This is a genomic window from Rhodococcus sp. ARP2 (assembly GCF_001029585.1).
GTDB classification, from domain to species: domain Bacteria; phylum Actinomycetota; class Actinomycetes; order Mycobacteriales; family Mycobacteriaceae; genus Rhodococcus_F; species Rhodococcus_F erythropolis.
The window spans coordinates 73,641-94,129 of record NZ_LEKE01000086.1 but is presented as its reverse complement, the minus strand read 5'-3'; the positions used below and the strand labels follow the sequence as shown (position 1 = coordinate 94,129).

Here is a 20,489-nt window from a genome sequence, read left to right as displayed (position 1 = left end):
TGCTTCTTCCCTACTCGTTAGTAGTATTCGCAGTCACGGGTACCACTCCCATGCGATAGAGTGACCCAACCCACACGGGTGCATGCATGCAACGGACGTCGCGGAGGTAATGGTGGGAGTCGAGGTAGCGGTACAAGGACTGACAAAGTCTTTCGGGTCGCAGAGGATTTGGCAGGACGTGTCGTTGACACTTCCCGCGGGTGAGGTCAGCGCACTGCTCGGGCCTTCGGGTACCGGTAAGTCGGTGTTCCTGAAGTCCCTGATCGGACTGCTCCGCCCTGAACAAGGCTCCATTGTCATCGACGGCACGGACATCCTGCAGTGCTCCTCCAAGGAGCTCTACGAGATCCGCAAGCTGTTCGGCGTTCTGTTCCAGGACGGCGCACTGTTCGGCTCGATGAACTTGTACGACAACATCGCATTCCCGCTTCGTGAGCACACCAAGAAGTCGGAATCCGATATCCGCAAGATCGTGATGGAGAAGCTCGATCTCACGGGTCTGGTCGGCGCCGAGGACAAGCTTCCCGGTGAGATCTCCGGCGGTATGCGCAAGCGTGCCGGTCTTGCGCGTGCACTCGTTCTCGATCCCGAGATCATCCTCGTCGACGAGCCTGACTCCGGTCTGGATCCGGTGCGTACGACGTACATCAGCCAGACGCTGATCGACATCAACGCCCAGTCGGACGCGACGATTCTGATCGTCTCGCACAACATCAATCTCGCACGCACGGTGCCGGACAACATCGGCATGCTCTTCCGTCGTCAGTTGGTGATGTTCGGTCCTCGTGAGGTGCTGCTCACCTCTGACGAGCCCGTCGTCAAGCAGTTCCTCAACGGAACGATGATCGGTCCGATCGGTATGTCGGAGGAAAAGGACGAGGCTCAGATGGCGCACGAGCAGGCGCTCGTCGACGCCGGTCACCACGCCGGTGGTGTCGACGACGTCGAGGGCATCGTGCCGCAGATGAAGGCCACCCCCGGAAACCCGGAGCGTCAGGCTGTTCGTCGTCGCCAGGAGCGCGTCCGCCAGATCATGCACACCCTCCCAGCTAACGCTCAGGCGGCAATTCAGGACAGCCTCGACGAGGTTGACGGAACTGGGCAGTACGCTCCCCAGTACGCCGACGCGAGCGGCTATCAGGGGGAGTGGAACGACAACTCGCAAGACACGCAGGTCATTCCTGCATACGAGGGCGATCCCTACGGAAACACGACACACGGGCAAGGGTAGGCATATCGGATGGGGGTTACCCGCAACTCGGTTCTGAGTCCGGTCAACGGAGCATTAACTCAGGCCGGAAACATCGTCGAACTGTTTGTCGACGTCGTCAGGAATACGTTCCGGCGTCCATTTCAGTTCCGTGAGTTCATCGAGCAGGCCTGGTTCATCGCCAGCGTGACAATTTTGCCGACGGCATTGGTAGCCATTCCTTTCGGCGCCGTCGTCTCACTGCAGACCGGTTCGCTGATCAAGCAGTTGGGTGCAGAATCGTTCACCGGCGCTGCCAGCGTCCTGGCGGTGATCCAGCAGGGTAGCCCTCTGGTGACAGCATTGTTGGTCGCCGGTGCGGCCGGATCGGCCGTGACGGCCGACCTCGGTTCACGAACCATTCGCGAAGAGATCGACGCGATGGAAGTCCTCGGAATCAATCCGATTCAGCGCCTGGTGGTTCCGCGTGTACTCGCGATGGTGCTGATCGCTGTGCTGCTCAACGGACTGGTGTCCGTAGTCGGTATCGCGGGTGGTTACTTCTTCAACGTGATCCTGCAGGGCGGTAACCCCGGTGCCTACATCTCGTCGTTCTCAGCTTTTGCGCAGCTACCGGACATTTGGAGCGGTGAGATCAAAGCCGCGGTGTTCGGTGTCATCGCCGGTGTGATCTCCGCGTACAAGGGACTCCACCCATCCGGTGGCCCGAAGGGCGTCGGTGAGGCGGTGAACCAGGCCGTCGTCATCACGTTCCTGCTGTTGTTCTTCGCCAATCTGATTCTGACGATGGTGTACCTCCAGATCGTGCCGGCGAAGGGATCTTGACCTAAATGACCATCGCACGAGGCCGCGGCGATCAGTTCCTGCTGAAGAGCCGCAAAATTGCCAGAATTCCAGTGAACGCGTTGGACCGCGCGGGCGAGCAGATGTCGTTCTACGCGCGCGCCATCGCATGGACCCCGCGCACCCTGCATCGGTACCGGAAGGAGACGCTTCGGCTGCTCGCCGAAGTGACCTTCGGTAGCGGTGCGCTCGCAGTCATCGGCGGAACGATCGGTGTCATCGCGATGATGTCGGGATTCACCGGTGTCGTCGTCGGTCTGCAGGGCTTCGCCGCTCTGGAGCAGTTGGGTAGCTCGGTCCTGACCGGCTTCCTGTCCGCATACGTCAACACCCGTGAGATCGCTCCGATCGTTGCGGCTCTTGCGCTCTCGGCGACGGTGGGTTGTGGTTTCACCGCTCAACTCGGTGCCATGCGAATCTCCGAAGAGATCGACGCACTGGAGGTCATGGCAGTTCCATCAGTGCCGTTCCTGGTCACGACCCGCATGATCGCCGGCTTCGTCGCCGTCATCCCGCTGTACATCGTGGGTCTGCTTGCGGCGTACCTCGCGTCGCGAGTGATCAGTACCGTGTTCAACGGGCAGTCGACGGGCTCGTACGACCACTACTTCAATCTGTTCCTGCCACCGCAGGACGTGCTGTATTCGTTTGCGAAAGTCCTGGTCTTCGCCTTCGTGCTGATTCTGATCCACTGCTACTACGGGTTCCATGCCTCGGGTGGTCCCGCAGGCGTCGGCGTGGCCGTCGGCCGCGCTGTTCGCGCCGCAATCGTCACGATCGCCGTTCTCGACTTCTTCCTCAGCCTCGCAATCTGGGGCACCACGACGACAGTGAGGGTGGCCGGATGATCGAGGCTCCGTCAGTCCTGCGCCGCCGTGTGCTCGGACTCGTGTTCTTCGTGGTGTTGGCACTGTTCCTGGCCTTCACCATCGGAACCTTCAACAAGACGTTCAAGGACGTCGTGAAGATCGACCTCGTCACCGACACCGTCGGAAATGCATTGCCACCCAACGCGGACGTCAAGGTTCGTGGTCTGCTGGTCGGCGAGGTGCGATCCGCGTCGACAAAAGACGGCCAGGTCACCTCGGTCCTCGCGATCGAACCGGACAAGGCTGATCTGATTCCGTCGAACGTGACGGCACGTCTGCTCCCGAAGACGCTTTTCGGTGAGCGATACGTCTCCCTGATCATTCCGGAGGGAACCACCGCTGCGCCGATTTCCGCGGGAACGGTGATCCAGCAGGACAAGAGCGGAAACGCTGTCGAGGTCGGCGACGTTCTGGACGGACTGCTCCCACTTCTGCAGGCGATTCCGCCGCAGGATCTGGCGAACACTCTCGGTTCTCTCGCGCAGGGTCTGACGGGACGCGGCGCTGAGCTCGGTCTGACGGTCGATCGTCTCGAGGAGATCTTCCGCGGCGTCAACACCGAGCTGCCCGCGGTGCAAGAGGATCTGCGCAAGTTCGCGGACTTCTCCCAGACGTACTCGGACGCTGCGCCCGATCTGATCAACGCTCTCGACAATCTGCGGACCACGGGTAACACGGTGGTTCAGAAGCAGGACCAGTTGCGGACTCTGCTGGCGTCGCTCACCGTGACATCGTCGGACACCGCAGCCTTCCTCGAAGCGAACTCGTCCTCGATCATCACGCTCGCTGCGGATTCGAAGGAAGCTCTCCAGCTTCTGGCTCAGTACTCACCGACGTTCGGGTGCACGTTCAAGGGCTTCTCGGACACCGCCCCGGAAGCTGCCAAGATCCTGTCCACCGACGCGCCCAATCCTGGTGTGCGTGCGAGTATTCAGATCGTGAACCCCAAGGGTCGCTACCTGCCCAACCAGGACGAGCCACGGCTCGTCGACAACCGCGGCCCGGTTTGCTACGACAACGTCACCGAGCCAGGTCGTCCGTTCCCGCAGTACCCCGGTGGTTCGTACGGTGACGGTTCCTACCAGGTTCCTTCCCGCAATCCCGGTCCCGCCACCATGGAATTCCTGCCTGCACCCGAGGGCTCAGGACCTCAGTTGTTCTCGACCAACAACAGCGGCCCTGCTCAGCAGGCCGGCTACGCGGGCTCGAAACTCGAAGAGGATACGTTGAAGGTGATCTACGGACAGGCCAACGGTGTTGCGCCGGACGATGTTCCGGCGTGGACCACGATGGTCAGTGCTCCGGCATTTTCCGGTGCGGAGGTGAGCGTCCAATGAGAGGACTCGCAGCTCCACTGACAAAGCTCATCATCTTCGTGGTGGTCACCGTCCTGGCAACAGGATTGCTGGCCGCCAGCATCGCCAACCTCGGCGGCGGCGGAGGCACCAAGTTCAACGCCGTCTTCTCCGACGTCACTTCGCTGAACGAGGGTGACGAGGTGCGCATCGCCGGTGTTCGTGTCGGACAGGTCGAGAAGATCGCGATCGTCAACGACAACCAGGCCGAGGTGCAGTTCTCGGTGTCCGACCGTGATTGGTTGCCTGCCAGTTCCATCGCCACGATCCGGTTCCGCAACCTGGTCGGGCAGCGATACATTTCGCTCTCGCAAGGTGAAGGCAGCCAGGGACAGAAGATCACCGGCGGCGATACCCTGCCGTTGGCGCAGACTCGCCCGGCAGTCAATCTCACGACGCTGTTCAACGGATTCAAGCCGCTCTTCACCACCCTGAGCGCTGACGACGTCAACAAGCTGTCCTACCAGATCATCCAGGTCTTCCAGGGGGAGTCCGGCACCATCAGCGAACTCGTCCGCAACACAGCGAGTTTGACCAACACCGTCGCGGACAAGGACGCCGTCATCGGGGCGGTGATCAAGAACCTCAACGACGTTCTCGACACCGTCAACGCGAACGACAAGAACCTCGATTCGCTGATCGTCAACACCCAGCAACTCGTCACCGGGTTGGCCAACGAGCGCGGTGTCGTCGGTTCGGCCGTCACCTCACTCGCCGGGTTGACCGATGCCACGGCAGATCTGCTCGAGCCGACGCGGCCGTCGATTCAGGGCTCGATCACGGCGCTCAACACGCTGGCGACCACACTCAACCGTCGTAGTGACGACGTGAACGCGGTGCTCGAGACCTTGCCGGTCAAGCTCGACAAGCTCGCTCGCGTAGCCAGTTACGGTTCCTGGTTCCAGTTCTACCTGTGCGGAATCGACATCGTTGCCGGTCCAGGACAGTCTGCCTCGCTGAATCTGCCCACCGGCCTGCCGACGGTCAATCAGCCGATTTACACCAACGCGGCCACGCGATGCACTCAAGACGGTATGAGGGAGTTGCAAGGTCGATGAGTAAACGTCGCAGTCCGGCAATGGCCGGAGCCATCGGTATCTTCGTGGTGCTGTTGGCCACTTTGTCCGCGTTCTTCCTCGATTCGCTTCCGTTCGTGGGAGCAGGCTCGTCCTACTCCGCCGAGTTCTCCGAAGCTGCGGGTCTCAAGCCTGGCAACGAGGTTCGTATCGCCGGCGTGAAGGTCGGCAAGGTCACTTCCGTCGATCTCGACGGTGACCGTGTTCTCGTCGACTTCAAGGTCAGTGACGCGTGGGTGGGAGATCAAACCTCTGCGTCCATTCAGATCAAGACGATTCTGGGACAGAAGTACCTCGCACTCGATCCGCGCGGAACCGACAACCTCGATCCCAAGGACCGGATTCCGCTCGAGCGCACCACCTCTCCGTACGACGTCGTTCAGGCCTTCTCGGCAGCGGCGGACACCGTCGGCGACATCGACACCGACCAGTTGGCGAAGAGCATGGAGACGTTGTCCCAGGCATTCTCCGAGACACCTGGCGACGTCCGCGCTTCGCTCGACGGTGTCAGCCGGCTGTCGCAGACGATCGCGAGCCGCGATCAGGACCTGCAGAAGCTCTTCGCCGCCACCGGGAAGACGTCGCAGATTCTTGCGGATCGCAACAAGGAATTCACCCAGCTGATCCGTGACGGCGGACTTCTGGTGCAGGAACTCAACAATCGCCAGCAAGCGATTTCGCAGCTGCTCACCGGAACTCAGCGCGTCTCTCAGCAGCTCACCGGTCTCGTTCGTGACAACGAGGCGGCAATCGGGCCGGCGCTGACGCAGCTCAACGGCGTCATCGACATCTTGAAGGCCAACAACGAGAACTTGGACAAGGCACTGAAGCTCTACGAACCCTTCATTCGCTTGTACGCCAACGTGGTCGGCAACGGCCGTTGGTTCGACCAGGTCGTCGTGAACCTCCTTCCGCCGGGTCTGCCGGATATACCGGGCTACCGTGACCCCGTTCGTACGTTGGGAGGCAACTGATGGCTGATACTGCCGAAGCCGGAAGCGGCTCCAAGAAGCGCTCGGTCGCGATCATCGCCGCTGTTCTGATCGGGTTACTCGTAATCGGTGGCGCGCTGTGGTGGGTGTTCACTCGCGCCGGTACCACCAAGATCACCGCCTACTTCGACAAGTCGGTGGGCATCTACGACGGTTCCGACGTTCGTGTTCTCGGTGTCAAGGTCGGCACCGTCGAATCCGTCGAACCTCAGGGAGATCAGGTCAAGGTCGAGTTGCGCGTCGATCGTGGGATCGACATCCCCGCCGGCGCCAGTGCCGCTCAGATCACGCCTTCGGTGGTTGCCGACCGCTACATCCAGCTGACACCGGTCTTCACCGGCGGCGACAAGATGGCCAGCGGTGCAGTCATTCCGATCGAGAAGACGGCGACGCCCGTCGAGGTCGACCAGTTGTACTCCAGCATCGACGAACTCGCGTCGGCGCTCGGTCCTGAAGGTGCCAACAAGAACGGAGCACTGTCCGATTTCGTCGAGACAGGTGCGGCCAACCTCGAGGGCAACGGTGAAGCGTTGGGAGACAGCATCACCAACCTCTCGGATGCCGCACGGACGCTCAACGATTCGCGTGACAACATCTCGCTCACCATCAAGAACCTGGATACTTTCGTGGGCGCTCTCGCGGCCAACGATCAGCAGGTGCGCCAGTTCAACACTCAGTTGTCGGACCTGACCGGATTCTTGGCAGGTGAGCGCGACGATCTCGGTGCCGCTCTGAACCAGCTCTCGATTGCTCTCGGCGACGTCGCGAAGTTCGTGGCAGACAACCGTGATCAACTGGTCCAGACAACCGAGGGTCTCGTCGAACCGACACAGACATTGGCGAACAACAAGGAAGCCCTGGCCAACACGCTCACCATGCTTCCGTTGGCGATCTCCAACCTGGTCAACTCGTACGACGCCGAATCAGGTGTGCTGGCTTCACGTCTGGCGTTCCCTGATCTTCAGAACCCGGCCGGCGTGCTCTGCAAGTTGATGGACCTCGGCAAGCTGTTGCCCGGTGATCCTCGGTTCGAGGCATTGGGAAGGCAGATGCAACCGGCTATCGACCAGTGCGCAAACGTCGCGGCGATGACCGACGCAGCCAATCAGGCTGCAGGCCTGAACCTTCCCTTCGGCATCCTTGCCGGTTCCGAACGACAGATGCAGGTAGTTCCGGGCACTGTGCCCGGCGTCGTGTCACCGCGACTGACCAGTGGAAACGGGGAGGGCGAGTGAAGCGTTCATTGATAGTCGGCGCCGGCTTGTGCGCCGTCCTGATCTCGGCAACAGCCTGCTCGTCCGAGGGAATCTACGCGGTTCCGCTTCCCGGCGGTCCCGATGTGGGTTCTGATCCGATGCACTTGACCATTCAGTTCGACGATGTCTTGGACCTTGTTCCGCAGTCCGCTGTGAAGGTCGACGGTGTTCCGGTCGGTCGAGTCGACGACGTGTCGGTCGGACCGGACGGATGGACCGCGGACGTCGGAATCATCCTCGACTCGTCGGTTGATCTACCCGCCAACGCAATTGCCGCGGTCGAGCAGACCAACCTGCTCGGCGAGAAGTTCATCCAGTTGTCGGCCCCGCCGTCCGGACCGGACTCTGCGAAGCTGGCCGACGGAGACCTGATTCCGCTCGATCGCACTCGCCACGCCACGGAGATCGAGCAGGTTCTCGGCGCATTGTCGCTGCTGCTCAACGGCGGCGGTGTGGGCCAGTTGCAACCCATCGTCGAAGAACTCGGGGCCGCATTCGACGGTCGCGAGGGCAAGACGAGAAGTCTTCTGGAGCAGGCGAACACACTCATCGGTGGACTCAACGAACAGCGTGACGACATCACCCGCGCGCTCGACGGCCTGGATGTGCTCTCGACCCGCGTCAACGATCAGAACGAGAAGATCGGGAAGATTCTCGAGGAACTCCCCGTTGCGACACAGGTTCTCAACGAGCAGCGCCCGCAGCTGACGCAGATGCTTGCTCAGGTGGATCGACTCGGAACAGTGGGAACCGACGTCCTCACGCAGTCCAAGGACGATCTGATCGCTGATCTTCAGGCTCTGCGTCCAACGCTGCAGGCGCTCGCAGACTCCGGTGACGACTTCGTCGGGGCACTTCCTTTCCTTCCGACGTTCCCGTTCCCGGACGGTGTCGAGAAGATTGCGCAGGGTGGTTCCGTGAACCTCTTCCTGAGCGTCGACTTGCAGATCGGCAACACTCTCTCGGGTCTCGGTGTCGGACAGGGTGAACCGGAATACCGTCAGCCGAAGTTTGGCAATCCCAAGCCGGTAGTCGATCCGTCCAACCCGTACTACAACGGAAACGGACCGCGGCCGGGTTGGCCGACGGTGTCGCTGCTGCCGATCGCTCCGATCCTGCCGCAGATCCCCGTCGTCGCCGGTCTACCCGCCACCACCGCCGGTGACCCGGCAACACCGGCTCCGGCAGCGGACCCACTCAACCCCATCCAGGGAATGCTGGAACAGTTCGGAATCGGTGGTGATGGACAGTGAGATCAGCTCTGGTCAGATGGCAGCTCGTCGGCTTCGTGGTGGTCGCGCTTCTGGGTCTCATCTACGTCGGCGCCAAGTACGTGCGTCTGGACAACCTCATGGGGTTCGGTCAGTACACGGTCAAGACCGAATTGGCCACGTCCGGTGGAATTTTCACCAACGCCGAGGTGACGTATCGCGGTGTGCCGGTCGGTCGAGTGGGCGACATGTCGTTGACCGAGGACGGAATTCAGGTCGACCTGAAGATCGACAACAGTGCTCCGGAGATTCCCGCGTCGGCCCGTGCAGTCGTGGCCAACCGCTCCGCCATCGGTGAGCAGTACGTCGACCTTCAGCCCGATACCGATCAGGGACCGTTCCTCGCGGACGGCTCGGTGATCGCGGTGGGGGACACCACAACTCCGATCCCGATCGAGGATGTGCTGACCAGCGCCAACGGCTTGGTCAAGTCCGTGCCGGTCGACGCGCTCCACACCGTCGCCGTCGAACTCGGTGCCGCATTCAACGGCAAGGGCGAGGACATTCAGGTCCTGGCCGATTCGCTGTCCGGTCTGTCGCAGTCCGGGCTCGACACTCTGCCTCAGACGCTCGCGCTGATTCGGAACAGTGAGACGGTACTGACGACGCAGTCGGATCAGTCCTCCGCGATCAAGCAGTTCAGTACCGATCTCGATGCTGTCACGGCGCAGTTGCGGACCAGCGATCCGGACATCCGTCGCTTGATCGACAACGGCATCCCGGCCAGCGATCAGATCGGTGCCCTCATCAACGAGGCGGGCCCGAGCCTGACGACTGACCTGACCAATCTTGCCGCGACCACCAAGACGCTTGCACCCCGAACGATCGCGCTGCAGCCGTTCCTGATCTTCCTTCCCGGCCTGGCCGCTGCCGCACCGACGGTTGCTCCCGGCGACGGAACGGTCCATCAGGGCTTGGTGCTCGAGACCAACAATCCGCTCTCGTGCACGGTGGGTTACGAAGGCACCATGGCGATCCTGGACGAGATGAAGCGTCAGAATCCCAATTTCGACGACACCCAGCAGGACTTCCCGCTCAACACCGCCGCGTCGTGTGAGACGCCGCTGGGCAGCGAGACGGGCGTCCGCAGTGCCAACCGCGTGGTGTACGCCGATCCCGACACGATCCAGCCTTGGGACTTCAAGCCGAAGGTCGATCCGGACAAGTTGAACCTCAACCCGATCGCGACGCAGTTGGCGCCGTTGCTCGGAGTGACACCGAAGTAGACCGATCCGAATGTGGTCGAGTTTGTGCAGTTCAGGCTACTGAGTTGTGGCAGTTGACGATTCGCGGCCAGAGGCTGGGCAAAACAGGTAAGTAGGGTAGTGAGTGTGATTCAGAGAAACAGTTCCCCGCAGTCCGGCGGGCCCGAGCAAGTCGAATCGGGAGCGCCGACAACCGGTAGACCGAAGGGGTTGACAGCGTCTCTGATTGCGGTCGGTGTCTTGCTTCTGGCTGCAGTGGTTGCGCTCGGTGTGTTCGGCGTCCCGTACGTTCGGGCGCTCACCACCGACCGCACCACCGCCGAGATGCGTGACGACGCGCTGATCGGTGCGCAGCAAGTCGCGATCAACCTCAACAATGCGGATTCGGCCAATCTCGACCAGTCGATCGAGAACATGCGTTCTTCGGTGACCGGTGACGAGATGACGACGTATCTGCAGACCGTTCAGGATTCCATCACCGACGAGTTGCGTAACTCGGGTTCGAAGGCTGATACCGAAGTTGTGCAGTCCGCGCTGACCGAGCTCAATACCGATGACCGGACCGCCACGGCACTGGTCGTCGTTCGAGTCACCACGACCCAGGGCAACCAGTTCGTCAAGAATCAGCTCGGCATGCGGCTGGGCATGGTCGAGGTCGACGGGGTCTGGAAGGCGCAGTCCGCTGATCCGATCGGATCGCGGCTCGATCTCGGCTCGGGCACTCTGCCGGCTGCCGACGGCTCCACGCCTGCTCCTGACGCAACGCCCGCACCCGGTTCGGGGACCGAAGCACCGGCATCCGGTGCTCCTGCACCGGCAACCGAGGGTGGTGATTCCGGTGGCCAGTAGTTCGTCGAACCTGCACACCGACATCCCTCGAAGGAGAAGCGCGTAATGCCACCCAAACGTCGTACCGGCGGACCGTCCTCCCCTCAGAACCGTCGGCCGAAGATCGCTGGAAGCGCTCGTTCGCTCAACGTCCCCGCGGGGACGTCCGACTCGGACCCGGTCGAGCCCACGATCGAACAGCCGGAAGAAGAGACACAGGAGGCTGTGAAGCCGGAGGCTGTGAAGCCAGAGGTTGCGAAGCCGAAGGTTGCGAAGCCGACGCTCACGAAGGCCGAGTCCGGCGACATCGAGCCGCCGAAGACGGAAACCGACGCTCCGGAATCCACACCAGGCCCCGATCTGACCAAACCGGCGAAAACCGTCGCAGACGAACCCAAGGCCCCTGCTACCCCGGAGACGGGCGCGGGGGAGTCGGCGACAACAGCTACACAATCCAAGACCGGTTGGCGCCTGGTCGCGATCCTGGGGGCCGCAGCGGTCATCGTCGCGATCCTCGCCGGCATCGCCTTCTTCAAAGTCGGCGCGAAGACGGACGACATCGCCTGGGTGGACGAAGGCGCCACGGCTGAGGTTCTTCGTGTGACGCCGTCGGCGTTGGCTGCAGTCTTCACGTTTTCTCCCGACACCTTCGACGCCGATTTCGACAAGGGTGTCCAGGGCCTGAACCAGTCGATGCGCGATCAGCTGACCCAGTACAAGGACACGCAGAAGGCCGGCGTCGAACAAACTCAGACGGCAACGACCGCTGATGTCCCGCTGATCGGGATCACACGACTCGAGAAGGACCGGGCGCAGTTGCTCGCCCAACTGAACGTCAGCTCGACGCAGAACGGCGTGGCGGCAGACTCTCGCTCCGGAATGGTCATCGTGAGTCTGGAGAAGCAGGACGGAAACTGGCTGATCTCGGAGATTCGCGACCAGTAGCTCGGAGATTCGCGACCAGTAGCTCGGAGATTCGCGACCAGTAGCTCGGAGATTCGCGACCAGTAGCACCTGCGTACCAGCGCGAAGATCTGGACCGACGCACGATGTCGGTCCAGATTTTTCGTATGTGACGCCGTTGCTGGCTACACTTCCGGTGGCAGTGTTCGAATGCGCGTCACGAATGTTCGAATGCTGCGACACGCGCTCTCGCCCTTGACGGAGCGGTCCGCAAGGTCCACTCTGATCGGTGAACATGCACGGACGAGTGATCGGCAGTCTCACGTCAGTATCTGAATTCGACCCTCAGTTACACCCGACTCGACATTTCCAGAGTAAGGGTGTACTTTTGGACGTTGCGCTGGCTGCCTCCTGTCCACCCCTCGTCTCAACCGCTGCGAAGTCAAGTACTTCTTGCTTTCTGCGACGGGTTTCGTTCGGGTTGTAACCAGCGAAATTCGAAGCAGATACAGCGGCGGTCGCAACAGCACGGAGCGGCCCGCGTGAGGTGCTGGAAGGACGCATCTTGGCAGTCTCTAGCCAGACCAAGGCAGTTTCCGGAATCCCCGGAGCCCCGAAGAGGGTTTCGTTCGCGAAAGTTCGCGAACCCCTCGAAGTTCCCGGGCTTCTTGACGTACAGACAGATTCGTTCGAGTGGCTGATCGGCGCGCAGAGTTGGCGTGAACGAGCAGCGGCACTCGGCGACAATGCAGTGTCCGGTGGTCTCGAGGACATCCTCGCGGAGCTTTCTCCGATCGAGGATTTCAACGGCACTATGTCGCTGTCCTTCTCCGACCCTCGATTCGACGAGGTCAAGGCCTCGACGGACGAGTGCAAAGACAAGGACATGACCTACGCGGCGCCGTTGTTCGTCACCGCGGAGTTCATCAACAACAACACTGGTGAGATCAAGAGCCAGACGGTCTTCATGGGAGATTTCCCGATGATGACCGACAAGGGCACCTTCATCATCAACGGCACCGAGCGTGTGGTCGTCTCGCAGCTCGTGCGTTCCCCCGGTGTGTACTTCGACATGAGCGTCGACAAGAGCACCGAGAAGGATCTGCACAGCGTCAAGGTGATCCCGGGTCGCGGCGCATGGCTCGAGTTCGACGTCGACAAGCGCGACACCGTTGGTGTCCGTATCGACCGCAAGCGTCGTCAGCCTGTCACCGTCCTGCTCAAGGCACTCGGCTGGACCACCGAGCAGATCACGGAGCGCTTCGGCTTCTCCGAGATCCTCATGGCCACGCTGGAGAAGGACAACACCGCCGGCACCGATGAGGCGTTGCTCGACATCTACCGCAAGCTGCGTCCGGGCGAGCCCCCCACCAAGGAGAGCGCGCAGACCCTGCTGGAGAACCTGTTCTTCAAGGACAAGCGCTACGACCTCGCTCGCGTGGGTCGTTACAAGATCAACAAGAAGCTCGGCCTGAACGCGGGTCAGCCGATCGTTGCATCCACGCTCACCGAAGAAGACATCGTCGCCACCGTCGAGTACCTCGTGCGTCTGCACGCAGGTGACACCTCGATGACGGCTCCGGGCGGCGTCGAGGTTCCCGTCGAGGTCGACGACATCGACCACTTCGGCAACCGTCGTCTGCGTACCGTCGGCGAGCTCATCCAGAATCAGATCCGCGTGGGCCTGTCCCGCATGGAGCGTGTGGTTCGTGAGCGCATGACCACGCAGGACGTCGAGGCAATCACGCCTCAGACACTGATCAACATCCGGCCCGTCGTCGCTGCGATCAGGGAGTTCTTCGGAACCTCCCAGCTGTCGCAGTTCATGGACCAGAACAACCCGCTGTCGGGGCTGACGCACAAGCGTCGTCTGTCCGCCCTCGGCCCGGGTGGTCTGTCCCGTGAGCGCGCCGGCCTCGAGGTTCGCGACGTTCACCCGTCGCACTACGGCCGCATGTGCCCGATCGAGACCCCGGAAGGCCCGAACATCGGCCTGATCGGTTCGCTGTCGGTCTACGCCCGCGTCAACCCGTTCGGTTTCATCGAGACCCCGTACCGTCGCGTCGTCGACGGACAGGTGACCGACGAGGTCGACTACCTGACCGCTGACGAAGAAGACCGCCACGTAGTCGCGCAGGCCAACTCGGCCATCGACCGCGAGGGTCGCTTCACCGACTCGAAGATTCTCGTCCGCCGTAAGGGTGGCGAGGTCGAGTTCGTCGCGTCCTCCGACATCGACTACATGGACGTTTCGCCGCGTCAGATGGTGTCCGTCGCAACCGCGATGATTCCGTTCCTCGAGCACGACGATGCAAACCGTGCCCTGATGGGCGCGAACATGCAGCGTCAGGCTGTCCCGCTGGTTCGCAGCGAGGCACCTCTCGTCGGAACCGGCATGGAGCTGCGTGCAGCTGTGGATGCCGGCGACGTCATCATCACCGAGAAGACCGGTGTCGTGGAGGAGATCTCCGCGGACTACGTCACGGTGATGGCTGACGACGGAAGCCGCAAGACGTACCGGATGCGCAAGTTCGCGCGTTCCAACCAGGGCACGTGCGCCAACCAGCGTCCGATCGTGGACGAGGGACAGCGTGTCGAGGCCGGCCAGGTTCTGGCCGACGGCCCTTGCACCGAGAACGGTGAGATGGCGCTGGGCAAGAACTTGCTCGTCGCGATCATGCCGTGGGAAGGCCACAACTACGAGGACGCGATCATTCTGTCGCAGCGTCTCGTGGAAGAGGACGTCCTGACCTCGATTCACATCGAGGAGCACGAGATCGATGCCCGCGACACCAAGCTCGGTGCCGAGGAAATCACTCGCGACATCCCGAACGTCTCCGACGAGGTCCTTGCCGACCTCGACGAGCGCGGCATCATCCGTATCGGTGCCGAGGTTCGTGACGGCGACGTGCTGGTCGGAAAGGTCACGCCGAAGGGCGAGACCGAGCTGACCCCCGAAGAGCGCCTCCTTCGCGCCATCTTCGGTGAGAAGGCTCGCGAGGTTCGTGACACGTCCCTCAAGGTTCCTCACGGTGAGACCGGCAAGGTCATCGGAATCCGCGTGTTCTCACGTGACGAAGACGACGATCTGCCTCCCGGTGTCAACGAGTTGGTCCGCGTCTACGTGGCACAGAAGCGCAAGATCCAGGACGGCGACAAGCTCGCCGGCCGCCACGGTAACAAGGGCGTCATCGGCAAGATCCTGCCGCAGGAAGACATGCCGTTCCTCTCGGACGGCACGCCTGTCGACATCATCTTGAACACGCACGGTGTCCCGCGTCGTATGAACATCGGTCAGGTCTTGGAGACCCACCTCGGGTGGATCGGCAAGACCGGCTGGAACATTCAGATCGCGTCCGACGGCACTCGTCCCGACTGGGCTGCGACCCTGCCGGAAGAGATGCTGTCCGCTCCGGCCGACTCGAACATCGCCACCCCGGTGTTCGACGGTGCGAAGGAAGACGAGCTCACCGGTCTCCTCGGCGCGACGCTGCCGAACCGTGACGGCGAGCAGATGGTCGGACCCGACGGAAAGGCCACCTTGTTCGACGGCCGCTCCGGCGAGCCGTTCCCGTACCCGGTCTCGGTCGGTTACATGTACATCATCAAGCTGCACCACTTGGTCGACGACAAGATCCACGCTCGTTCGACCGGTCCGTACTCGATGATCACGCAGCAGCCTCTCGGTGGTAAGGCCCAGTTCGGTGGCCAGCGCTTCGGTGAGATGGAGTGCTGGGCGATGCAGGCCTACGGCGCGGCTTACACGCTGCAGGAACTGCTGACCATCAAGTCGGACGACGTGGTCGGTCGAGTCAAGGTGTACGAAGCCATCGTCAAGGGCGAGAACATCCCCGAACCCGGCATCCCCGAGTCGTTCAAGGTGCTCCTCAAGGAGCTCCAGTCGCTCTGCCTCAACGTGGAGGTGCTGTCCTCGGACGGCGCGGCCATCACGATGGCGGACGGCGATGACGAGGACTTGGAGCGGGCCGCAGCGAACCTGGGCATCAACCTGTCCAGGAACGAAGCTGCGACGGTCGACGACCTCGCGAACTAGGTTTCGGTCCCCGGGTTGCTCTTGAAAGAGCGGCCCGGGGGCGTAGTTCACATTTGAATTGGCAGTCAGGTTGCCGGGTGACCGGCAACCGTAACCCCAACGGGGAAAGGAAGTTACGTGCTCGACGTCAACTTCTTCGATGAACTCCGCATTGGCTTGGCCAGTGCAGAGGACATCCGCAATTGGTCCTACGGCGAGGTCAAGAAGCCGGAGACCATCAACTACCGCACGCTCAAGCCCGAGAAGGACGGCCTCTTCTGCGAGAAGATCTTCGGCCCCACCCGGGACTGGGAGTGCTACTGCGGTAAGTACAAGCGTGTCCGCTTCAAGGGCATCATCTGTGAGCGCTGTGGCGTCGAGGTCACTCGCGCCAAGGTTCGTCGTGAGCGTATGGGTCACATCGAACTGGCCGCACCGGTCACGCACATCTGGTACTTCAAGGGTGTTCCGAGCCGTCTCGGTTACCTGCTCGACCTGGCTCCGAAGGATCTCGAAAAGATCATCTACTTCGCTGCCTACGTCATCGTCGGCGTCGACGAGGAGCTCCGTCACAACGAGCTGTCCACCCTCGAAGCCGAGATGCAGGTCGAGAAGAAGACCGTCGCAGATCAGCGCGACGCCGATCTCGAGGCACGTGCGCAGAAGCTCGAAGCCGACATCGCCGAGCTCGAGGCAGAGGGCGCGAAGTCCGATGTCCGCCGCAAGGTCAAGGACGGCGGCGAGCGCGAAATGCGTCAGCTCCGTGACCGCGCGCAGCGTGAGCTGGATCGTCTCGACGAGATCTGGACCACCTTCACCAAGCTGAGCGTCAAGCAGCTCATCATCGACGAGCTCCTGTACCGCGAGCTGGTCGACCGTTACGGCGAGTACTTCACGGGTGCGATGGGCGCAGAGTCCATCCAGATCCTGATGCAGAACTTCGACCTCGACGCCGAGGCGGAGTCTCTCCGTGAGACCATCCGCAGCGGCAAGGGCCAGAAGAAGCTGCGTGCACTCAAGCGCCTCAAGGTGGTTGCGGCATTCCAGACCAACGGCAACTCGCCGATGGGCATGGTCCTCAACGCTGTTCCGGTGATCCCGCCGGAGCTTCGCCCGATGGTTCAGCTCGACGGTGGACGTTTCGCGACGTCCGACCTCAACGACCTGTACCGCCGCGTCATCAACCGCAACAACCGCCTCAAGCGACTGATCGACCTCGGTGCTCCCGAGATCATCGTCAACAACGAGAAGCGGATGCTGCAGGAGTCGGTCGACGCCCTGTTCGACAACGGTCGTCGTGGACGTCCGGTCACCGGACCGGGTAACCGCCCGCTGAAGTCCCTGAGCGATCTGCTCAAGGGCAAGCAGGGTCGTTTCCGTCAGAACCTGCTCGGTAAGCGCGTCGACTACTCGGGTCGTTCCGTGATCGTCGTCGGTCCTCAGCTCAAGCTGCACCAGTGTGGTCTGCCCAAGCTGATGGCTCTCGAGCTGTTCAAGCCGTTCGTGATGAAGCGTCTGGTCGATCTCAACCACGCGCAGAACATCAAGTCGGCCAAGCGCATGGTCGAGCGCAAGCGCGTCCAGGTGTGGGACGTCCTCGAAGAGGTCATCGCCGAGCACCCCGTGCTGCTCAACCGTGCACCTACGCTGCACCGTCTGGGTATCCAGGCATTCGAGCCGCAGCTCGTCGAGGGCAAGGCCATTCAGCTCCACCCGCTGGTGTGTGAGGCCTTCAACGCCGACTTCGACGGTGACCAGATGGCTGTTCACCTCCCGCTGTCGGCAGAGGCTCAGGCCGAGGCCCGCATCCTGATGCTGTCCTCGAACAACATCCTCTCGCCTGCTTCGGGTCGCCCGCTCGCCATGCCGCGTCTGGACATGGTCACGGGTCTGTTCCACCTGACCCGTCTCGACGAGGGTGTCACCGGTGAGCTCGTTGCTCCGACCAACGACGAGGCAGAGCAGGGCGTGTACTCCTCGCCCGCCGAGGCTCAGATGGCAGTCGACCGCGGCGCGCTCTCGGTTCAGGCTCAGATCAAGGTGCGTCTGACGCAGCAGCGTCCGCCGCGCGACCTCGAGAACGAACTGTTCCCCGAGGGCTGGAAATACGGTGACGGCTGGACCGCCACCACGACACTCGGCCGTGTGCTCTTCAACGAGCTGCTTCCGGCGGACTACCCGTTCGTCAACGAGCAGATGCCGAAGAAGCGCCAGGCGACGATCATCAACGATCTCGCCGAGCGGTACCCGATGATCGTGGTTGCTCAGACCGTCGACAAGCTCAAGGACGTCGGGTTCTACTGGGCCACCCGTTCGGGTGTCACGGTCTCGATTTCCGACGTGCTCGTGCCGCCGGAGAAGCCTGCCATCATCGAGGACTTCGAGGCTCAGGCCGACAAGATCGAGAAGCAGTACCAGCGTGGTGCTCTGGACAAGAAGGAGCGCAACAGCGCTCTGGTCACCATTTGGCAGGAAGCGACCGACAAGGTCGGCAAGGCCATGGAGGCTCACTTCCCCGACAGCAACCCGATCCCGATGATCGTGAAGTCCGGCGCAGCCGGCAACATGACTCAGGTTCGCTCGCTCGCCGGTATGAAGGGTCTGGTGACAAACCCGAAGGGTGAGTTCATCCCGCGTCCGATCAAGTCTTCCTTCAAGGAAGGCCTGACCGTTCTCGAGTACTTCATCAACACGCACGGTGCTCGTAAGGGTCTGGCCGATACCGCACTCCGCACCGCCGACTCGGGTTACCTGACCCGTCGTCTGGTGGACGTTTCGCAGGACGTCATCGTCCGCGAGGTCGACTGTGGAACAGAGCGCGGCATCGTCACCACGATCGCCGAGAAGCAGGCCGACGGCACGATGATCCGCGATGCTCACGTGGAGACCAGCACGTACGCCCGTACCTTGGCGGCCGATGCAGTCGACGCGAACGGCACCGTCATCGTCGAGCGTGGCCACGATCTCGGTGACCCCGCGATCGATGCTCTGCTCGAAGCCGGCATCACGACGGTCAAGGTCCGCTCGGTCCTGACCTGCACCACCGGCACCGGCGTTTGCGCCACTTGCTACGGCCGCTCGATGGCCACCGGCAAGCTGGTCGACATCGGTGAGGCTGTCGGTATCGTCGCCGCACAGTCGATCGGTGAGCCCGGTACCCAGCTGACCATGCGTACCTTCCACCAGGGTGGTGTCGCAGGAGATGACATCACCGGCGGTCTGCCGCGTGTCCAGGAGCTGTTCGAGGCACGTGTGCCCAAGGGCAAGGCTCCTATCGCGGACGTCACCGGTCGGGTACAGCTCGAAGACGGCGATCGTTTCTACAAGATCACCATCGTTCCGGACGACGGCGGCGAAGAGGTTGTCTACGACAAGCTCAGCAAGCGTCAGCGTCTGCGCGTCTTCAAGCATGCCGACGGTCGCGAAAGCCTCTTGGCTGACGGTGACCACGTCGAGGTCGGACAGCAGCTCATGGAAGGTGCTGCCGATCCCCACGAGGTCCTGCGAGTCATGGGCCCGCGTCAGGTTCAGATCCACTTGGTCAACGAGGTCCAGGAGGTGTACCGGAGCCAGGGTGTGTCGATCCACGACAAGCACATCGAGGTCATCGTGCGCCAGATGCTTCGTCGCGTGACGATCATCGATTCCGGTGCCACCGAGTTCCTGCCCGGTTCGCTCACCGAGCGCGCCGAGTTCGAGTCGGCAAACCGCCGCGTTGTCGCCGAGGGTGGCGAGCCCGCAGCCGGCCGTCCGGTGCTCATGGGTATCACGAAGGCGTCGCTCGCGACGGATTCGTGGCTGTCCGCGGCATCGTTCCAGGAGACCACTCGTGTCTTGACCGACGCGGCTATCAACTGCCGCTCGGACAAGCTGATCGGTCTGAAGGAAAATGTCATCATCGGCAAGCTGATCCCTGCCGGTACCGGTATCAACCGTTACCGCAACATCCAGGTTCAGCCCACCGAAGAGGCACGCGCCGCTGCTTACGCAGTGCCGTCGTACGACGACCAGTACTACAGCCCGGACGGCTTCGGCCAGAACACCGGTGCTGCAGTTCCGCTGGACGACTACGGCTTCAGCAACGACTACCGCTAGTCGGGTAGTCGTATGTGACGACTACCGCTAAGCGTTAGTTCGTAGAAAATCCCCCCACCTCGAAAGAGGTGGGGGGATTTTTCATCTCGCTCGCTTCAGGAGTTGCTGCCGCTGAGGTCCGGGATGACGATCTCCTGGACTGCCCACTTGTTGCCGTCGGAGTCGGCGAAGTAGATGAATCGGCCCCAAGCCTGGTCGTCGATCGGGCTGATGTCGATGCCGCGGCTCTTGAACTCGCGCTCAGCCTCTTCGATGTCCTTGACCACTACCTGCATGCCGACGACGGAACCGGGCTCTGCGTCGGTGATTCCCTTGCCGATGCAGATCGAGCAGGCCGAACCGGGTGGGGTCAGCTGGACGAAGCGCAGGTCCTCGCTGACCGTGTGATCGTGGTCGGCGTTGAAGCCGAGGCGGACGTAGAAGTCCTTGGCGCGGTCGATGTCGGTGACGGGAATGGCGACCAGTTCGAGCTTGATGTCCATGACGTGCCCTTCATGTGATGGTGGATTCCGGCGACAGGTCCAGTGTTGCGGGTATTGCGGTCAGAAACGGT

Annotated in this window: 14 protein-coding genes; 13 read left to right on the top strand and 1 reads right to left on the bottom strand. The window is 62.0% G+C overall.

The features are described from left to right. The first annotated feature begins 109 nt into the window (after positions 1–109). From ABX74_RS22685 to ABX74_RS22625, 13 genes are all read left to right on the top strand, one after another. Positions 110–1,231, top strand: coding sequence for an ABC transporter ATP-binding protein (locus ABX74_RS22685; protein WP_024487305.1), 1,122 nt, complete (start codon positions 110–112; stop codon positions 1,229–1,231). Positions 1,232–1,240: 9 nt separating this feature from the next. Next, on the top strand, positions 1,241–2,035 hold the full coding sequence (locus tag ABX74_RS22680; RefSeq protein WP_003942038.1) for an MlaE family ABC transporter permease: 795 nt from the start codon (positions 1,241–1,243) through the stop codon (positions 2,033–2,035). A 5-nt stretch (positions 2,036–2,040) separates the two neighbouring features. After that, positions 2,041–2,901 carry an MlaE family ABC transporter permease gene (locus tag ABX74_RS22675; protein ID WP_047268907.1) on the top strand — a complete coding sequence of 287 codons (861 nt, stop codon included), beginning with the start codon at positions 2,041–2,043 and terminating at the stop codon, positions 2,899–2,901. After that, positions 2,898–4,259 carry an MCE family protein gene (locus tag ABX74_RS22670; protein ID WP_019744311.1) on the top strand — a complete coding sequence of 454 codons (1,362 nt, stop codon included), beginning with the start codon at positions 2,898–2,900 and terminating at the stop codon, positions 4,257–4,259. Before ABX74_RS22675 ends, ABX74_RS22670 begins: the two co-directional genes overlap by 4 nt. Continuing rightward, positions 4,256–5,335: an MCE family protein gene (locus tag ABX74_RS22665; protein ID WP_019744310.1), complete on the top strand. Its 1,080-nt coding sequence runs from the start codon at positions 4,256–4,258 to the stop codon at positions 5,333–5,335. Before ABX74_RS22670 ends, ABX74_RS22665 begins: the two co-directional genes overlap by 4 nt. After that, positions 5,332–6,327: an MCE family protein gene (locus ABX74_RS22660; RefSeq protein WP_003942053.1), complete on the top strand. Its 996-nt coding sequence runs from the start codon at positions 5,332–5,334 to the stop codon at positions 6,325–6,327. Before ABX74_RS22665 ends, ABX74_RS22660 begins: the two co-directional genes overlap by 4 nt. After that, complete coding sequence (locus ABX74_RS22655) at positions 6,327–7,580, top strand: MCE family protein (RefSeq protein WP_003941941.1); 1,254 nt, start codon at positions 6,327–6,329, stop codon at positions 7,578–7,580. Before ABX74_RS22660 ends, ABX74_RS22655 begins: the two co-directional genes overlap by 1 nt. Next, positions 7,577–8,854, top strand: a complete 1,278-nt coding sequence (locus ABX74_RS22650) for an MCE family protein (protein ID WP_020906821.1) — start codon at positions 7,577–7,579, stop codon at positions 8,852–8,854. The genes ABX74_RS22655 and ABX74_RS22650 overlap by 4 nt, the downstream gene beginning before the upstream one ends. After that, positions 8,851–10,098, top strand: coding sequence for an MCE family protein (locus ABX74_RS22645; protein ID WP_019744308.1), 1,248 nt, complete (start codon positions 8,851–8,853; stop codon positions 10,096–10,098). The genes ABX74_RS22650 and ABX74_RS22645 overlap by 4 nt, the downstream gene beginning before the upstream one ends. Positions 10,099–10,197: 99 nt before the next feature. Further along, on the top strand, positions 10,198–10,926 hold the full coding sequence (locus ABX74_RS22640; protein WP_047889748.1) for a hypothetical protein: 729 nt from the start codon (positions 10,198–10,200) through the stop codon (positions 10,924–10,926). A gap of 45 nt (positions 10,927–10,971) precedes the next feature. Next, complete coding sequence (locus tag ABX74_RS22635; RefSeq protein WP_047889747.1) at positions 10,972–11,850, top strand: hypothetical protein; 879 nt, start codon at positions 10,972–10,974, stop codon at positions 11,848–11,850. 505 nt (positions 11,851–12,355) lie between these two features. Then, the gene (gene rpoB / locus ABX74_RS22630) at positions 12,356–15,862 is read left to right on the top strand and encodes a DNA-directed RNA polymerase subunit beta (RefSeq protein ID WP_019744305.1); all 3,507 of its coding nucleotides are present in this window, start codon (positions 12,356–12,358) and stop codon (positions 15,860–15,862) included. Positions 15,863–15,979: 117 nt separating this feature from the next. Continuing rightward, positions 15,980–19,936: a DNA-directed RNA polymerase subunit beta' gene (locus tag ABX74_RS22625; protein WP_019744304.1), complete on the top strand. Its 3,957-nt coding sequence runs from the start codon at positions 15,980–15,982 to the stop codon at positions 19,934–19,936. Between the two features lie 95 nt (positions 19,937–20,031). Here ABX74_RS22625 and ABX74_RS22620 read toward each other — a convergent pair whose 3' ends face one another. Next, positions 20,032–20,418 carry a glyoxalase superfamily protein gene (locus ABX74_RS22620; RefSeq protein ID WP_047889746.1) on the bottom strand — a complete coding sequence of 129 codons (387 nt, stop codon included), beginning with the start codon at positions 20,416–20,418 and terminating at the stop codon, positions 20,032–20,034. Positions 20,419–20,489: the final 71 nt, after the last annotated feature.